The organism is Streptomyces sp. NPDC014889, assembly GCF_043081205.1.
Taxonomy (GTDB): domain Bacteria; phylum Actinomycetota; class Actinomycetes; order Streptomycetales; family Streptomycetaceae; genus Streptomyces.
Map to the genome: position 1 here is coordinate 181,857 of NZ_JBIBWH010000015.1, position 14,787 is coordinate 196,643.

A 14,787-nucleotide genomic window follows, 5' to 3' on the forward strand; every position below is an offset into this window, starting at 1 on the left:
GCCCGCTGCGGAAGGATCGGAAGCGGGGGACAGGGCGGACGCGTGCTGTCGCGCGCGACTCACCCCCCGACAGGTGTCTCGGCGTGTCCGAGCTGGGGGAAACGCCCGTTCCGGCGTTATTCAGCGGAGCACTCCCATGTTGACGAATCGCATTCTGTACCGTCCCTCCCGTGCCACGGAGCCGGTGGCACAGCGCGCCGACGCGGTCACCGGGACCGCCGCCGACTGCGGTCTGCTGCTCATCAGGCTCACCTTCGGCCTGCTGATGGCCGGGCACGGGGCGCAGAAACTCTTCGGACTCTTCGGCGGGCGGGGCCTGACCGCGACCGGTCAGGGGTTCGCCGCCCTCGGCTACCGCCCGGGAAAGCTGTTCGCCGCGGTCGGCGGTCTGTCGGAGTTCCTGGGCGGCCTCGGTCTCGCCGTCGGGCTGCTGACCCCGCTCGCGGCCGCCGCCCTGATCGGCGTCATGATCAACGCGATGGTCACCGTCACCGGGGCCCACGGACTCTGGGAGACGGACGGCGGCGTGGAGTACAGCGTCGGCATCGCCGTCGTCGCCCTGGGGATCGCCGCCATCGGGCCGGGCCGGCTGGCCCTCGACCGGTTCTTCCGGTGGGGCTTCGGCGGCTGGCGGGAGGCGGCCGTCGCCCTGGGCCTCGGCGGCGTGGGCGCCGCACTCGCGCTCGCTCTCTAGCGCCGTGCCGGGCGTCAAGGGCCGGTGAACCTTTCCGGTCGCGGCATTGGTCGGCGTCCAGCCCGGTGGAAGCCGTCCGGCCCGCGGCGGCGGGACCCGCCGAGGACCCTGCGGCGCGCGGAGCCGCAGGGTCCTGGTGCGCCCGGCACTGGGAAACTGACGGCCTGTGAGGCGCGCGGGGGGCGTCGCCGCCCTCCTTCGCACGACCAGTCCGCGGCACCGGGCAGAATGGGGTGATCACCAACCCCCAGGAGACGAACGACCCATGGAATTCCGCGATGACGTGGATCTTGATGCTTCTCAGGTCGATGACCGCGGCAGCGGCGGCGGTGGCATTCCCGGAGGCGGGCTCACCATCGGCGGCGGCGTCATCGGCGTCGTCGTCCTGGTCGTCGCACTGCTCCTGGGCGTCAACCCGGCGAGTCTCCTGAACGGCGGCGGCTCGAACTCCGCCGCCTCGCAGCCGGGCGAGAACCTGAAGGAGAAGTGCCAGAAGGGCAGAGACGCCAACCAGTCGGAGAAGTGCCGCGTGGTGGGCGTGGTCAACAGCATCCAGCGCTACTGGCAGGGCGCTCTTCCCGAGCACTTCCAGCAGACGTACAGCAAGGCCGGAACCACCTTGGTCTCCGGCACCTGGAACACGGGGTGCGGCCGGGCCACCTCCGCCATGGGCCCGTTCTACTGCCCGGCCGACCGCGGCGTCTACCTCGACCTCGGCTTCTTCCGTGAGCTGGAGGACCGGTTCGGCGCCAAGGGCGGCCCCCTCGCGCAGGCGTACGTCATCGGCCACGAGTACGGGCACCACGTACAGAACCTGCTGGGCACCATGAACCGCGCCGGCCGGGACCGTACGGGAGCCGACAGCGGCTCGGTCCGGCTGGAACTCCAGGCCGACTGCTACGCCGGGGCCTGGGCCAAGAACGCCGTCACCACCGGCTTCTTCGAAAAGCCTTTCACCGACTCCGAGATCCGCGAGGCCCTCGACGCCGCGGAAGCCGTCGGCGACGACCGCATCCAGGAACGCACCCAGGGCCGCGTCGACCCGGAAGGCTGGACCCACGGCAGCTCGCAGCAGCGGGTCCACTGGTTCACCACCGGGTACACCACGGGTTCCCCGGCCCGCTGCGACACCTTCACCGGCGCCATCTGACCACATGACCAAGGCCCCGGCCGGTTTCCCCGGCCGGGGCCTTCGTCATGCGTACGGGCCTCCCGCACGCTCCGGCGCCACCGGCCGTACCTGCCGATGTCACCAGCCGTTCCCACCGTGTTGGTGGCAGGGGCCCAGCATGGGCGCCGCTCGAACACGCTTTGAACGCACCGACGGCAGGAGTTCGGACATGGGCCACGGCCACAGTCACGCTCACGGGCATCACCACGACCACGACCACGCGCACGGTACGGGCGGCGGATCCCTGCCGCCGGCGCTCGACCTCGAGGTTCCCGACACCGAGTTGACGCCCGATCAGCTCTCCCGCCGGTCCATGCTGCGCCGGACCGGTCTGCTCGGCGCCGGACTGGCGGCGGGCAGCGTGCTCGCCGGCGCCGGACAGGCGGCCGCGTCCCAGGGCAAGGACCAGGGCCAGAACCAGAACCAGGACCAGCGGTCCTCGCAGCCCGGCCGCTCCGGGGGCTACCTGTGGCTGGCCGGTGACCACCACATCCACACCCAGTACAGCTCCGACGGCAAGTACCGGGTCATCGACCACGTGCGCCAGGCCGACGCGCACGGCCTGGACTGGATGGTCATCACCGACCACGGCAGCGAGCAGCACGCCAAGATCGGCGTGGAGAAGGTCAACCCGGACATCGTCGCCGCCCGCGGGAAGATCAGCGACACGCTGGTCTTCCAGGGCCTGGAGTGGAACATCCCGGCCGCCGAGCACGGCACCGTCTTCGTGCACCCCGGCAGCAACGAGGTCGCCGTGCTCAAGGAGTTCGAGAACTCCTTCGACGGGGCCGTGAAGAAGGCCACCGCCTCCACCCCCGCCAACGAGGCGCTCGCCATCGCCGGTGTCAACTTCCTCGCCGAGCAGGTCAAGCGGCGCAAGGTCAAGGACGCCCTGTTCCTGGCCAACCACCCCGCCCGCAAGGGCATCGACTCCCCGCACGAGATCCGTGCCTGGCGCGACGCGCAGCCGACGATCGCCGTCGGCATGGAGGGCGCGCCCGGCCACCAGGCCGCCGGCCTGCCCGCGCCGGGTGGCCCCGGCTCGGGCCGGGGTTACTACGACAACAGCCCCGGCGCCGACTCCTTCTCCGGCTACCCGCTGGAGAGCTACCGCACCTGGGGCGGCTTCGACTGGATGACCGCGACCGTGGGCGGTCTGTGGGACAGCCTGCTGGCCGAGGGCAAGCCCTGGTGGATCACCGCCAACTCCGACTCCCACAGCGTCTACGCCGACTCCTCCGTCCGCGGGCCGGGCGGCGACTTCAACGCCAACGGCCGCTACGAGGACCCCGTCCACGGCGGCGGACTGAACCTGAGCGACGGCGACTACTGGCCCGGCCAGTACTCCCGCACCCACGTCGGTGCCGCCTCCTTCTCCTACCAGGCGGTCATGGACGGCATCCGCGCCGGCCGCGTCTGGGTCGACCACGGCGGGCTGATCAGCGGCCTCAACGCCCAGCTGCGCTCCGGCGGCAAGGCCGTCACCCTCGGCGACGCGCTGCACGTGCGCCGTGGCAGCCAGGTCGACCTGGTCGTCGAGATCAGCCTCGCGGGCGGCCCCAACTGGGCGCAGTTCGTGCCGAAGCTGGCCCGCGTCGACGTGATCCAGGGTGCCGTCACGGGCCGGGTCTCCGACAAGGACGTGTTCATCACCCCGGACACGAAGGTCGTCAAGTCCTTCGAGGTGAACAAGTCCACCGGCTCGGTGCGGCTGACGTACTCCCTCGGCCGCGTGGACAAGCCGGTGTACGTGCGGCTGCGCGGAACCGACGGGAACCGTTCGGCGGTCGGTCTGCGCGGCGCCGCCGTGGACCCGGCCGGACCGGCGATGGACGTCATCGGCGACGCCGACCCGTGGAAGGACCTGTGGTTCTACTCCAACCCGATGTGGGTCCTGCCCGCATGACCGGTACACCCGGCGGACCCGGCGCCCCCACCGTGATCGGTGTGGACGCCGGGTCGGCGGACCTGCGCGGCGCCGATCACCTCGCCCAGGACCTGGTGGCGCGGCTCGGCCTGCCGGACACCACCGTCGCCTGCACCCACCCGGTCGGAACCGGCGAGCGGCCGCACATCGCCGTCTCCCTGGCGCTCCCGGACGCGGACACCGCCGCCTCGGTGTGGCACCGGCTCGTCACCCTCCTCACCGAGGCGGACGAAGACCGGCCACCGTCCGGCGCGGCCCTCGGCGCGCTCCGGCACGGCCCGCCGCCGTACGCGGACGGCGCCGCCCTCGCGGCGGCCGAGCACCACACCCGCGCGCGGGGGCGCGCCGTCGTCTACCCCGGTGTCCGGCGTCTCGTCGGCACGGTCCCGCTGAGCCTCCTCCTTCAGCACACCGCCATCGACCGGGTCACGGTCGTCGGAGCGCCGTCCGGCCCCGGCGGCGACCCGGAACCGGACACCCCGGTCACGACTCGCGATCATGTCCGCCCCCTGTGGCAGGACGGACGGCTCGTGCTGCCGCTCGTGCCCGCAGCGGGCGGCCTCCTGGCCCCCTTCGAGGTGCCCGACCCCACGCCCTGCTGCGCCGATCACGGCTGACGGCCGCCGGCCGGTGGCACCCTCCGGAAGAAGTCCTTCCGCCTCGCGGTCCCAGCAGGTCACAAAGGGTCCGCGGGGCAGTAGGGTCCCCTCCAACGAGCCCCGTGTCGTGGCCGAAGGAGGGGCAACCGTGGACGTCGAGGCGCTTCGTTCCTTCCTGGCCGTGGCCAGGCACCGCAGTATCTCCAAGGCCGCGGCCGACTCGTACGTCACCCAGCCGGCGATGGGCCAGCGGGTTGCGGCGGCTGGAGGAGAGTCTCGGCTTCGCGCTGTTCCAGCGGGGGTGGAAGGGCGCGGTGCTGACCCCGCAGGGCGCGTACTTCCTGCCGTACGCCGCCCAGCTCATGCGGGACCTGTTCCAACGCCTCCGCGGTCCTGGGCGAGCAGGACCCGTCCCGGCCGCGGAGCTTCGCCGAAGTGGCCGGTCATCTGGGTCTGTTCCTGGGCGGCGGGGGAGACGGCGGATTCGAAGGCCGGCAGCTGGTCGGACTCGCGGATGGTCCGGAAGACGAACCAGGCCAGGACCAGGCCGGGGACCGGCATCAGACCGAAGACCCAGTGCCAACTCGGCAGTACCCGCAGCAACTGGGTGGCGATGATCGGGCCCAGGCCGATGCCGAACAGGGCGAAGGTGCTCTGCTGCATGCCCATGTTCAGTCCACGGCGCTCCGGCCGCGACGCCTCCGCCGTGGCGGCCACCGCGGTCGGGGTGAACGCGCCCTCGGTGATGCCCATGATGACCCGCACCAATCAGAAGGCTGACAAGTCCGCCGACCAGTCCCGTCAGCAGTGAGCAGACCGAGAAGAACACGATCGAGCCGACCAGGATTTTGCGCCGGCCCAGCCGGTCGGAGAGGCCGCCCATGAGAAGTTCTCCGTGCCCGCCTGAGCCTCCTCGCTGCGCGCCCCGGTGGCGTCGCCGACGAAGGCGACCTTGAAGTCCCGCATGTAGGCACCGCGCGCGGTGGAGCCGCAGCAGACCTCGGCGTGCCGATGATGATCACGGTGTCCACCTCGCGCAGCCCGGAGATGCTGGTCAGCACGTTCTCCAGTCGCGTGTTGTGGAACGCGTCGTAGCGGTGCTTCACGACGACGACGTCTTCGGACTCCGGCTTCAGGTCGTCGACGACCTGCGCGCCGAACGTGCCCTCGCGCATCCCCGCGCCCAGCAGCGCCGGGTTGTAGGCGGATTCCAGTGGAGACACATTGAAGGTGTCCAGCAGAATGTGCTGGGTGTGGACGACCGGGATTCCGGCCGCCCGGCACTCGGCGATGACCTCCTGCATTCCGGGTATCCGCCGGCGTGCCATCGGCACTTCCATCGGATACCCCTTGAGAACAAAGTCGTTCTGCATGTCATAGGAATTCTTTACACCGTCGCGGGGCGGCGCCGGGCCCCGGCGGCCGGGTCGGCCGGGGCCGTGCGGCGTCCGCGCCGCCCACTCCGGGCGGGCGTCCCTACCAGGCCAGCGGCAGCTCCAGGGGGAACCGCCTGATCGTCTGCGTGTCCCAGCGCACCTCCTCCGGCGGCACCGCGAGCCGCAGCTCGGGGAAGCGCTCCATGAGCCGCCCGATGGCCACTTCGAGCTCCGCCATGGCCAACGGCATCGCGATGCACCGGTGCCCGCCCCAGCCGAACGTCATATGAGGGACGTTCGGCCGGTCCACGTCGATGTCGTGCGGGTCCGTGTAGCGCTCCGGGTCGCGGTTGGCCGTCAGGTACGAGACATGGACGTAGTCGCCCGCCCGGATCGTCACACCGCCCAGTTCCACGTCCTCCAGAGCCACCCGGGGGATGCCGACCCCCTTGCGGAAGGGGATGTGGCGGAGCAGTTCGTGCAGCACGCCGGTCAGGGCCTCGGGCCCGCTCCTGACGCGTTCCGCCAGCTCCGGCCGGGTCAGGAGCAGGTACACGATGTCGCTGATCTCGCAGGTCGCCGTGTCCTGGCCACTGAGCGCCAGCATGAGCGTCATGACCGCCAGTTCCCGGTCGTCGAGCTGCTCCTTGCCGTCCCGCGCCGCGGCCATCGCGCTGATGATGTCGCTGCCCGGCGACTTCCGCCGCTGTGCGACGAGTCCGCCGAAGAAGGCCGTCAGATCCGCCTTCGCGCTCGCCGCGTCCTCCTTGCTGTCCGGGCCGACCACGAGCAACTGGTGCACGGCCTTCTGGATCCACGGCCACTCCGCCCGCTCGATGCCGAGGAGGTCGAGGACGGTGTGCTGGGGAAGAGGGTCGGAGAGGTGCCGGATCAGATCCGCCGGCGGGCCCTCCTTCTCCATGGTGTCCAGCAGGTCGTCCGCGAGCCGGGCGATCCGGGGGCGCATGGCCTCCACCCGCGGCTGGGTGAAGGCCTGTGAGGCCAGATGGCGGACGCGGCTGCTGTACGGCGGGTCCATCACGTTGATCGACTCGGGCGACACGATGGGCTCCGGCGTCATCCGGGGGTAGTCGCGGCCGATGATGGCCGCCCGGCTGAACCGCTGGTCCGTGGTCACCTGCTTGACGGCATCGAAGCCGGTGACCAGCCAGGCGTCCGCGTCGCCGTAGCTCAGCCGGATCCTGGTGGGGGTGTCGTGGCTCATCAGGTCCGCGAGGGAGGGGTCGAACTCCAGGGTCTCGCTGAAGTCGAACGGGCAGACGGCCGTCTCGTTGTCCGTGGTCATCAGTCGGTTCCTTCGGGGCAGGGGGTACGACGTCGGTGGTGTCCACGGCCCGGCGAAGGCTCCCGGCGAGCCTCACGGCCGCCGGCCGCCCGGTGGGGGACGGGGCGGGCCGGCCTTCGTCGGCGATCGACACCGGGCCACCGTGGCGGCCCTTCCGCCGCCGTGCGGTGGGAAGTCGACGGAGGCGGTGGCACCCGGCCCCCGAGGCGCGCGCGGCCCTCCGGGACGGCGGACGGAGCGCGCGCCGGCCGGCACCCCGGTGCGTGCGGGCGCCGGGGCCGCCGCGGCCCCCATGTCGTTCGCCTCCTCGCTGATGGAAACACGCGAGCCGGTGCGGACCGGTGACCCGCTCCGCCGTGTCCAGCCAGGTGGGCTAACAAGCCCGTGCGCGGCTCGGCCGCCGGCTTCGGAAGGATCCGCGCCCGCGCCACTCTTGACAGCCTTCCGTCATGCAGCGTGCAATATATTGCATGCCAGTTCCGCAGAGCCGGGGGCTCGTCTCCAGGTCACTCCTCCGTGACAACGCCTACCGGGCCATCCGGGACGCCATCGTCGACGGCACCCTCGCACCGGGGGAGCGCCTCAACGACGGCGACCTGGTGGAGTGGCTGGGCGTCAGCCGCACCCCGGTGCGCGAGGCCCTCGCGCGTCTGGAGCAGGCCGGCCTGGTGCGGACGAAGCCCGGCCGATACACCATGGTCAGCCCCCTGGACGTCCGGGCGGCCCGCGCGGCCCAGTCGGTGACGGCGGCCATGCACGAACTCGCCGTCCGTGAGGCGATGCCCAACCTGTCCGCCGCCGAGCTGGACGCCATGCGCGAGGCCAACGCGCGCTTCGCCGACGCTCTGCGCCGGGGCGACGTCGACGCGGCGATCGACGCCGACGACGCCTTCCACGGCGTCGCCGTCACCGCCTGCGCCAACCCGGCCGTCCGCACCGTCCTGGAGCAGTACACGCCGGTGCTGCGGCGCGTGGAGCGACTGCGTTTCTCCTCGCTGAGCGGCCGCGGCTCGGTCGCCCAGCACGAACGGATCATCGCGCTGTGCGAGGCAGGAGACGTCGAGGGGGCGGTGACCGCCACCCGCGCCAACTGGCAGACGCTGCTGCCGCTGCTCGACACCGCGCTCCCCGACGCCGATCGGCGCTGACCCCCCAGACCCCACGCCCCGTGCAGGACCCACGACGACCCCGCAAGGAGCCGCAGATGTCCCTCGATTCCTTCGAGCGCCACCCCCTGCTGTTCGGCCCCAGCCCCGTCCACCCGCTGGACCGGCTCAGTGACCATCTCGGCGGTCCCCGTATCTGGGCCAAGCGGGAGGACTGCAACAGCGGGCTGGCCTTCGGCGGCAACAAGACCCGGAAGCTGGAGTACCTGGTCCCCGACGCGCTCCGCAAGGGCGCGGACACCCTGGTCACCATCGGCGGCGTCCAGTCCAACCACACCCGTCAGGTGGCCGCGGTCGCCGCGAAGGTGGGTCTGAAGGCCGTCCTGGTCCAGGAGAGCTGGGTGGACTGGCCGGACGCGGTCAACGACAAGGTCGGCAACATCCTGCTGTCCCGGATCATGGGCGCCGACGTACGCCTGGTCCGGGCGGACTTCGGCATCGGGTTCAAGGACAGCTGGCACCAGGCCATGGAGGACGTCCGCGCCGCCGGCGGCACTCCGTACGCCATCCCCGCCGGGGCCTCCGACCACCCCCTGGGCGGCCTCGGCTTCGCCAACTGGGCCCACGAGGTCCAGCGGCAGGAACGGGAACTGGGAGTCTTCTTCGACACGATCGTGGTGTGCAGCGTCACCGGCAGCACGCACGCGGGAATGATCGCCGGCTTCGCGGGCCAGGACCGGCCCCGCAGGGTACTGGGCATCGACGCCTCGGCCAAGATCGACGAGACCCGCGCCCAGGTGGCGAAGATCGCCCACGGCACCGCCGAACTCATCGGCCTGGGACGGGAGTTGCGCGACGACGAGATCACCGTCCTGGAGGGCTGGGCCGGTGACCTCTACGGCGTCCCCGTCCAGTCCACCCTGGACGCCATCCGCCTCACCGGACGCCTCGAAGGCATGATCATCGACCCCGTCTACGAGGGCAAGTCCATGGCCGGGCTCATCGACCTCGTCCGGCGCGGAGACATCCCCGCGGACTCGAACGTCCTGTACGCCCACCTGGGCGGTCAGCCCGCCCTCAACGCCTACAGCGGCGCCTTCCACTGACGCCGGCGTCAGCCGGAGGGACCCCTCGTGGCCACGGCCTCGGCCGCCCTGCAGGCGGGGCACAGGACCTGGGCGTCGCGCCCGTAGCGGTGGGTCAGTCCGTGGCAGCGGGGGCAGTGGCCGACCTCGTCGGGAAGGCAGCCGAGCAGGACCGCCGCGGCGGTGCGGTCCGTCGAGGGGGCGATGCGCTGGGGCATCTCGTCCATACGTCCGAAGGTACGTCCGGCGCGCGGTCCCGGCCGCTCGGCGGGCCGTTGTGTCCGCGACCGCCGCCGCAGGGGTCCTACGGCTCCTGCGCGGTCGTCCTCGTCGTCCGTGCCGCACGGAGCGTGCCGTCCCTCTCCGAGGTGATGGCCACGCCCGTGCTGATACGGGCGAGTGTCGTCCGCAGCCATGCGCGGTCCTCCCCGGTGGCGGGCTCCAGCCGCATCCGCCGGGCCCGCAGTGCCACCATGCGCAGCTCGGCGAGCCGTCCGGTGTCCGCGGTGACCGAGGGGAAGTAGGCGATCCGCAGGTCGTCGCGGTACTGCTCGTAGCCCGAGATGCCCTCGTAGTCGTCGATGAAGTCGCCGCAGCCGTAAAGGATCAGCCGGTCGCGGTACACCTCGACGGGACGCGGGTGGTGCGAGGAGTGCCCGTGGACGACGTCGGCACCGCCGTCGACCAGGGCGCGGGCGAAGCGGGTCTGCTCGCGGGGGACGCGGTAGCCCCAGTTGGACCCCCAGTGCACGGAGACGACCACGATGTCGCCCGGAGACCGCGCCCGCCGTACGCGTTCGACGACCGCCTCGGCCGCCTCCGCCGTCGCCGCGGGGAGGTACGCGACACCGGCGCGGTCCCGTGCGGCCGCCCAGCTCCGCGGTATGCCGCTGGACGCCGTCCCCAGGGAGAACACCAGCACCCGGACGCCGTCCGCGACCGGGCGCACCGCGGGCGCGAACGCCTCCTGGGCGTCCCGGCCGGCGCCCGCCACCGGCAGTCCCGCACCCGAAAGGGAGTCCAGTGTCTCCAGCAGCCCGGCACGGCCGAAGTCCAGCGTGTGGTTGTTGGCCAGGACGCAGACGTCGGGCCGGGCCACCTCCAGGGCGGGCAGGTTGGCCGGGTGCATCCGGTAGTGGACCTCCTTCTCCGGCGCGAACGCGTCGCCGCGTGTCACGGAGGTCTCCAGATTCACGATCCGTACGTCCGGGGCGGCGGCAGCCAGCACCGGCAGCGCCTCGCCCCACGGCCACTGCGGTGGGACCGGGGCGGGAATCGGGCCGTTCGCCGCCTCCGCCAGCTCGACGTAGGACCGGGCGTCGTGCACCCAGGCCTCCCGCAGGGCCGGATCGCCGGGACACGGGAGGATCTGGTCGACGCCGCGGCCGAGCATCACGTCGCCGCACAGGAACAGCGTCACCATGCCGCCGCGCATACCCCCACCGTAGTGACCGGACGGGTACCGAGCGGGCGCGCTCCCCGAGCGGAATGCCCCTGCGCGGTGCCGGGCAGCCGGACGAAGCGGTGAAGAGGCGAGGGGTCAGTGGATCAGGCGTGGTCGACGAGCTGGGCGACTCCCTGCCGGCGCGCGCAGTTGGCGCAGCAGAAGAAACGCCCGTCGGCCTGAAGGCCGTGGCCTAGGATGCGGCAGTCGCAGTTGCCGCAGGTCGGCGCGATCCGCTGGGCCGCGCACTCCAGGCTGTCGAAGATGTGGACGGCGTCGCCCGCGCGCACCTCGAACGCCATCTCGTAGTCGTTGTTGCAGACCTCGCACACTGCCATGAGCCTTCACTCCTTGCTGTGCCGGACCGACCGGTGCCCCGGCGTCGGAAAGGGTCGCGCGTCCCGAGGACCGGGTCGCGCATCCCGAGCCGTATTCCACCAACGGCGCCGGCCGGACCGGCCGCCGTGGCACAACCACTCCGCTGGGCCCACCGTGCGTGTCAGCGGCCCGCCCTTGGTCAGCGGCCCGCCCTTCGCCGGGCGACCTCGGCGAGCGTGGCCCAGTCGCGCTCCGACCAGCCGGCCGCGACGGCTTCGAGCAGGGCGTCCCGCACGATGCCGCCGGTGGGCAGGGCCAGGTTGCGCCGCTGCGCCGCCGACAGGGCGAGGCCGACGTCCTTGAGTCCGAGCCGCGCGGTGAACCCGGGCGGCTCGTAACGCTGTTCGGCCATGAGCCCGGCGTACGTGCCGTAGACCGGTCCGGGGAACAGCGTCCCGCCGATCAGCTCGACGAACGCGGCGGCGTCGACGCCGTACGACTCGACCAGCGACGTCGCCTCCGCGGTGGCCTCGACCGCGGCGGCGAGCAGGAAGTTGACCGTGATCTTGACGACGTTGGCGCGGGCCGGGTCGTCCCCGAGTTCCCAGATCCGCGCGGCCAGCGGTTCGAGCACGGGCCTTGCCAGGTCCAGTGCCTCGGGGGCGCCGGCGGCCAGGACGTTCAGCTTCCCGGCGGCCGCCACGTCGGCCCGGCCGAGGACCGGTGCCGCAACGTATCCGATGCCCCGCCGAGCGTGCCGCGGTTCCGCTTCGGAGGCGAAGTCCGCCGACACCGTCGCCAGGTTCACGTGCACGCGGCAGTCGGCGCCGTCCAGCACCCCGCTGTCCAGGATGAGCGACCGGACCGCGGCGTCGTCGGACAGCACGCTCATCACCACCGGGAACCGGAACACCTCCGCGAGGTCCGCCGCGGCCTCCGCCCCGTCCGCGCACAGTTCGTCGACCGCGGGACGCGACCTGTTCCACACCACCACGCGGTGGCCGGCGGCCAGCAGCCTGCGCGCCATCGGCCGGCCCATCGTCCCGAGCCCGACGAACCCGATCCCGTCCATCCCTGTCGCTCCCATCCCGTGCCCAGGTCGCTCCGTGCGGCCCATCGGTCACACCGCGTCGCGATCATCCTGCTCCCGACGCGTCCGGCAGACCGTCATGACCGCCCGGACGTCCCGGACCCGGCCCCTGCACCCCACCGAACGGCGCAGCGGGCCGCCGAGGATCTCCTGCCGACCCGCCGTGGCCGCGGGTCGGCATTCCTCGTTCGGGGTTCCGGAAGAACGTGACAGGACCGGGCGGTCATCGCTGCACGGTGATGCCCTTGGGGTTGAGGTGGGAGATGTTGCCGCTCTCGGTCCCGTCCGACGGGTCGATCACGCAGTCGATGAGCGCCGGGGCGCCCGAGGCCAGGGCTTCCCTCAGGGCGGCGGCCACCTCGTCGGGGGTCGTCGCCTGGTAGCCCCTGCCGCCGAAGGCTTCGATCATCAGGTCGTGGCGGGCCTTGAGAGAGGTGGGCGCGGGGTCCGCGGAGGTGGAGGCCTCGTCGCCGCGGTAGACGCCGCTGTTGTTGAGGACGACGGTGACAATGGGCAGGTTGTAGCGGCAGACGGCCTCGATCTCCATGCCGCTGAACCCGAAGGCGCTGTCGCCCTCGATGGCGACCACGGGGTCTCCGGTCTCGACGGCGGCGGCGATGGCGTAGCCCATGCCGATGCCCATGACACCCCACGTACCGCTGTCCAGCCGGTGGCGCGGAATCCGCATGCCGATCGTGTTGCGGGCCAGGTCGAGCGCGTTGGCGCCCTCGTTGACGACGTAGGCCCGCGGGTTCTCCGCCAGGACGTCGCGGATCACCTGGAGCGCGCCGAGGAACTTCATCGGGTGCGCGGTCCTCGCGGCCTCCAGGCGCTTGGCCATCCTGGCCGCGTTCTGCGCGGAGCGCGCCGCGAGTTCCTCCCGCCACTCCCGCGGGGCCGAGATCCGGCCGGGCTTGCTCCGCTCCACCAGGGCCTCGATCACCGACGCGACATCGCCGACGAGCGGGGCCGCGATGGGCTGGTTGCTGTCCATCTCGGTGGCCGCGATGTCCACGTGGATGAACTTCGCGTCCGGGTCCCACTGCGGTGCCTCGCCGTGGCCGAGCAGCCAGTTCAGGCGGGCGCCGACGAGCATCACGACGTCCGCCCTGCGCAGCGCCAGCGACCGGGCGGTGGCCGCCGACTGCGGGTGGTCGTCGGGCAGCAGGCCCTTGGCCATCGACATGGGCAGGTAGGGCACGCCGGTCGTCTCGACGAACTCCCGGATCTGGTCGTCCGCCTGCGCGTACGCCGCGCCCTTGCCGAACACGACCAGCGGCCGCTCCGCGCCGGCGAGCAGGTCGATCGCGCGGTCCACGGCCGCGGGCTCGGGCAGTTGACGCGGCGCCGGGTCCACGACCTCCCACAGCGACGCGGCGCCCCGCTCCTTGTCGATGACCTCTCCGAGCACCGCGGCCGGGATGTCGAGGTAGACCCCTCCGGGGCGTCCGGAGACCGCGGTGCGGATCGCGCGTGCCACCCCGCGGCCGATGTCCTCGGCCCGGTGGACCCGGTAGGCCGCCTTGACGAACGGTTTCGCCGCCGCCAGTTGGTCCATCTCCTCGTAGTCGCCCCGCTGGAGGTCGACGAGGTGCCGTTCGCTGGACCCGGATATCTGGACCATGGGGAAGCAGTTCGTGGTGGCGTTGGCGAGGGACACGAGTCCGTTGAGGAAACCCGGGGCCGAGACCGTGAGGCAGATGCCCGGCCTCTTGGTGAGGAATCCGGCCGCCGCCGCGGCGTGCCCGGCGTCGCTCTCGTGGCGGAAGCCGATGTAACGCATGCCCGAGCCCTGTGCGACGCGCGCGAGGTCGGTGATCGGGATGCCGACGACGCCGTAGACGTTCTTGACGCCGTTGCGCCGGAGCGCTTCGACGACCAGGTGGATCCCGTCGGTGAGAGCGGCCGGACCGTCGGTGTCCCCGGGCCCTGATTCCGGCAAGGAAGCGTTGGTCATGGGCGGGATCCTCCCTGAACGTCACGAATGGCTTCGGGAATACTGTATTCAGTATCCCCGCGCGCTCATGTGCTAGCAAGGATGCGCGTGGGGCGGTGTTCCGGGTCCGCGTTCTTCGCAGGTCGTCGCGTGCCCGCGTGCCGGGGCGGACCGGACGTCAACTACGGCGTGTCGCCGCCGTGTTGTCAGTGACATGCAGGAAAATGCCGCGGAAAGAGAGATCAACATCGCCCGAGCTGGGTAAGTGATCTTCAGTCCCAGCCTCGAGGAAGGCCACCGCTGATGCAGTCCATACCCGGCCCGGCCCACGCCGTAGTCCTGCGCCACCCCCACAGCCGCGCCGGTGCCCCCCTCAGCCCTTCAGGTGCGGAGCTGCTGCGCATCATCTCCGACCCGAGCATGCTCGTGTTCCTCACCGTGCACGCGGGCGGACGTCGCAGGTACAGCTACTGGCAGCCGTTCGAGCCCCGTACCGGCCGGGGAAGCTGCTACGTCGCGCTCCCCACCGACCTGTGCGACATGCTGCACTCCAGCGGACGGATCACCCTCGGCGAGCCCCTCGTCGACTCCACCAGGACCACCTACCGCGTCGGCCCCGCGGACACCCCGGTCGCGCCGCGCCGCCCCCTGCGGACGGGCGTCCTCGCGGCGTGAGCGAGGGGGGTCGGCGGTACGGACTGCCGGCCCCCTCGGCCGCAACCCTCCCTGATCGAC

At 72.0% G+C, this 14,787-nt stretch carries 14 protein-coding genes and 3 pseudogenes; 8 read left to right on the plus strand and 9 right to left on the minus strand.

The window, feature by feature from the left end; genetic code table 11:
* The first annotated feature begins 136 nt into the window (after positions 1-136).
* The 5 genes and pseudogenes from ACF09J_RS28410 to ACF09J_RS28430 all read left to right on the plus strand — a co-directional run.
* On the plus strand, positions 137-694 hold the full coding sequence (locus ACF09J_RS28410) for a DoxX family protein (RefSeq protein WP_392308305.1): 558 nt from the start codon (positions 137-139) through the stop codon (positions 692-694).
* A gap of 265 nt (positions 695-959) precedes the next feature.
* Positions 960-1,844, plus strand: coding sequence for a neutral zinc metallopeptidase (locus ACF09J_RS28415; RefSeq protein ID WP_392308306.1), 885 nt, complete (start codon positions 960-962; stop codon positions 1,842-1,844).
* Positions 1,845-2,034: 190 nt separating this feature from the next.
* Positions 2,035-3,771 carry a PHP domain-containing protein gene (locus ACF09J_RS28420; RefSeq protein ID WP_392308307.1) on the plus strand — a complete coding sequence of 579 codons (1,737 nt, stop codon included), beginning with the start codon at positions 2,035-2,037 and terminating at the stop codon, positions 3,769-3,771.
* Positions 3,768-4,409, plus strand: a complete 642-nt coding sequence (locus ACF09J_RS28425; RefSeq protein WP_392308308.1) for a hypothetical protein — start codon at positions 3,768-3,770, stop codon at positions 4,407-4,409. Before ACF09J_RS28420 ends, ACF09J_RS28425 begins: the two co-directional genes overlap by 4 nt.
* Positions 4,291-4,641: pseudogene (locus ACF09J_RS28430) on the plus strand (LysR family transcriptional regulator); the annotation flags it as partial. The gene ACF09J_RS28425 and the pseudogene ACF09J_RS28430, both read left to right, overlap by 119 nt.
* 110 nt (positions 4,642-4,751) lie before the next feature.
* Here ACF09J_RS28430 and ACF09J_RS28435 read toward each other — a convergent pair.
* From ACF09J_RS28435 to ACF09J_RS28450, 4 genes and pseudogenes are all read right to left on the minus strand, one after another.
* Positions 4,752-5,144 (minus strand): MFS transporter, encoded by a 393-nt coding sequence (locus tag ACF09J_RS28435; protein WP_392308309.1) that lies wholly within the window; start codon positions 5,142-5,144, stop codon positions 4,752-4,754.
* Positions 5,145-5,192: 48 nt separating this feature from the next.
* Positions 5,193-5,384: pseudogene (locus ACF09J_RS28440) on the minus strand (hypothetical protein); the annotation flags it as partial.
* 26 nt (positions 5,385-5,410) lie between these two features.
* Positions 5,411-5,764 (minus strand): annotated as a pseudogene (locus tag ACF09J_RS28445) (isochorismatase family protein); the annotation flags it as partial.
* Between the two features lie 103 nt (positions 5,765-5,867).
* Positions 5,868-7,073, minus strand: a complete 1,206-nt coding sequence (locus ACF09J_RS28450) for a cytochrome P450 (protein ID WP_392308310.1) — start codon at positions 7,071-7,073, stop codon at positions 5,868-5,870.
* Between the two features lie 470 nt (positions 7,074-7,543).
* Here ACF09J_RS28450 and ACF09J_RS28455 point away from each other — a divergent pair, with 470 nt between their 5' ends.
* Positions 7,544-8,221 (plus strand): GntR family transcriptional regulator, encoded by a 678-nt coding sequence (locus ACF09J_RS28455; RefSeq protein WP_392308311.1) that lies wholly within the window; start codon positions 7,544-7,546, stop codon positions 8,219-8,221.
* 56 nt (positions 8,222-8,277) lie between these two features.
* The gene (locus ACF09J_RS28460; RefSeq protein ID WP_392308312.1) at positions 8,278-9,285 is read left to right on the plus strand and encodes a 1-aminocyclopropane-1-carboxylate deaminase; all 1,008 of its coding nucleotides are present in this window, start codon (positions 8,278-8,280) and stop codon (positions 9,283-9,285) included.
* Positions 9,286-9,293: 8 nt separating this feature from the next.
* Here the strand turns inward: ACF09J_RS28460 and ACF09J_RS28465 are convergent, their stop codons facing one another.
* From ACF09J_RS28465 to oxc, 5 genes are all read right to left on the minus strand, one after another.
* Complete coding sequence (locus ACF09J_RS28465) at positions 9,294-9,491, minus strand: hypothetical protein (protein WP_392308313.1); 198 nt, start codon at positions 9,489-9,491, stop codon at positions 9,294-9,296.
* A 77-nt stretch (positions 9,492-9,568) separates the two neighbouring features.
* A complete protein-coding gene (locus ACF09J_RS28470) occupies positions 9,569-10,699 on the minus strand; it encodes a CapA family protein (RefSeq protein ID WP_392308314.1) in 1,131 nt (376 codons plus the stop codon).
* 113 nt (positions 10,700-10,812) lie between these two features.
* Complete coding sequence (locus tag ACF09J_RS28475) at positions 10,813-11,046, minus strand: hypothetical protein (protein ID WP_392308315.1); 234 nt, start codon at positions 11,044-11,046, stop codon at positions 10,813-10,815.
* A 179-nt stretch (positions 11,047-11,225) separates the two neighbouring features.
* A complete protein-coding gene (locus tag ACF09J_RS28480; RefSeq protein ID WP_392308316.1) occupies positions 11,226-12,098 on the minus strand; it encodes an NAD(P)-dependent oxidoreductase in 873 nt (290 codons plus the stop codon).
* A gap of 241 nt (positions 12,099-12,339) precedes the next feature.
* Positions 12,340-14,073: an oxalyl-CoA decarboxylase gene (gene oxc / locus ACF09J_RS28485; RefSeq protein ID WP_392308317.1), complete on the minus strand. Its 1,734-nt coding sequence runs from the start codon at positions 14,071-14,073 to the stop codon at positions 12,340-12,342.
* A gap of 282 nt (positions 14,074-14,355) precedes the next feature.
* Here oxc and ACF09J_RS28490 point away from each other — a divergent pair, with 282 nt between their 5' ends.
* The gene (locus ACF09J_RS28490) at positions 14,356-14,727 is read left to right on the plus strand and encodes a hypothetical protein (RefSeq protein WP_358734136.1); all 372 of its coding nucleotides are present in this window, start codon (positions 14,356-14,358) and stop codon (positions 14,725-14,727) included.
* The last annotated feature ends 60 nt before the right edge of the window (positions 14,728-14,787 follow it).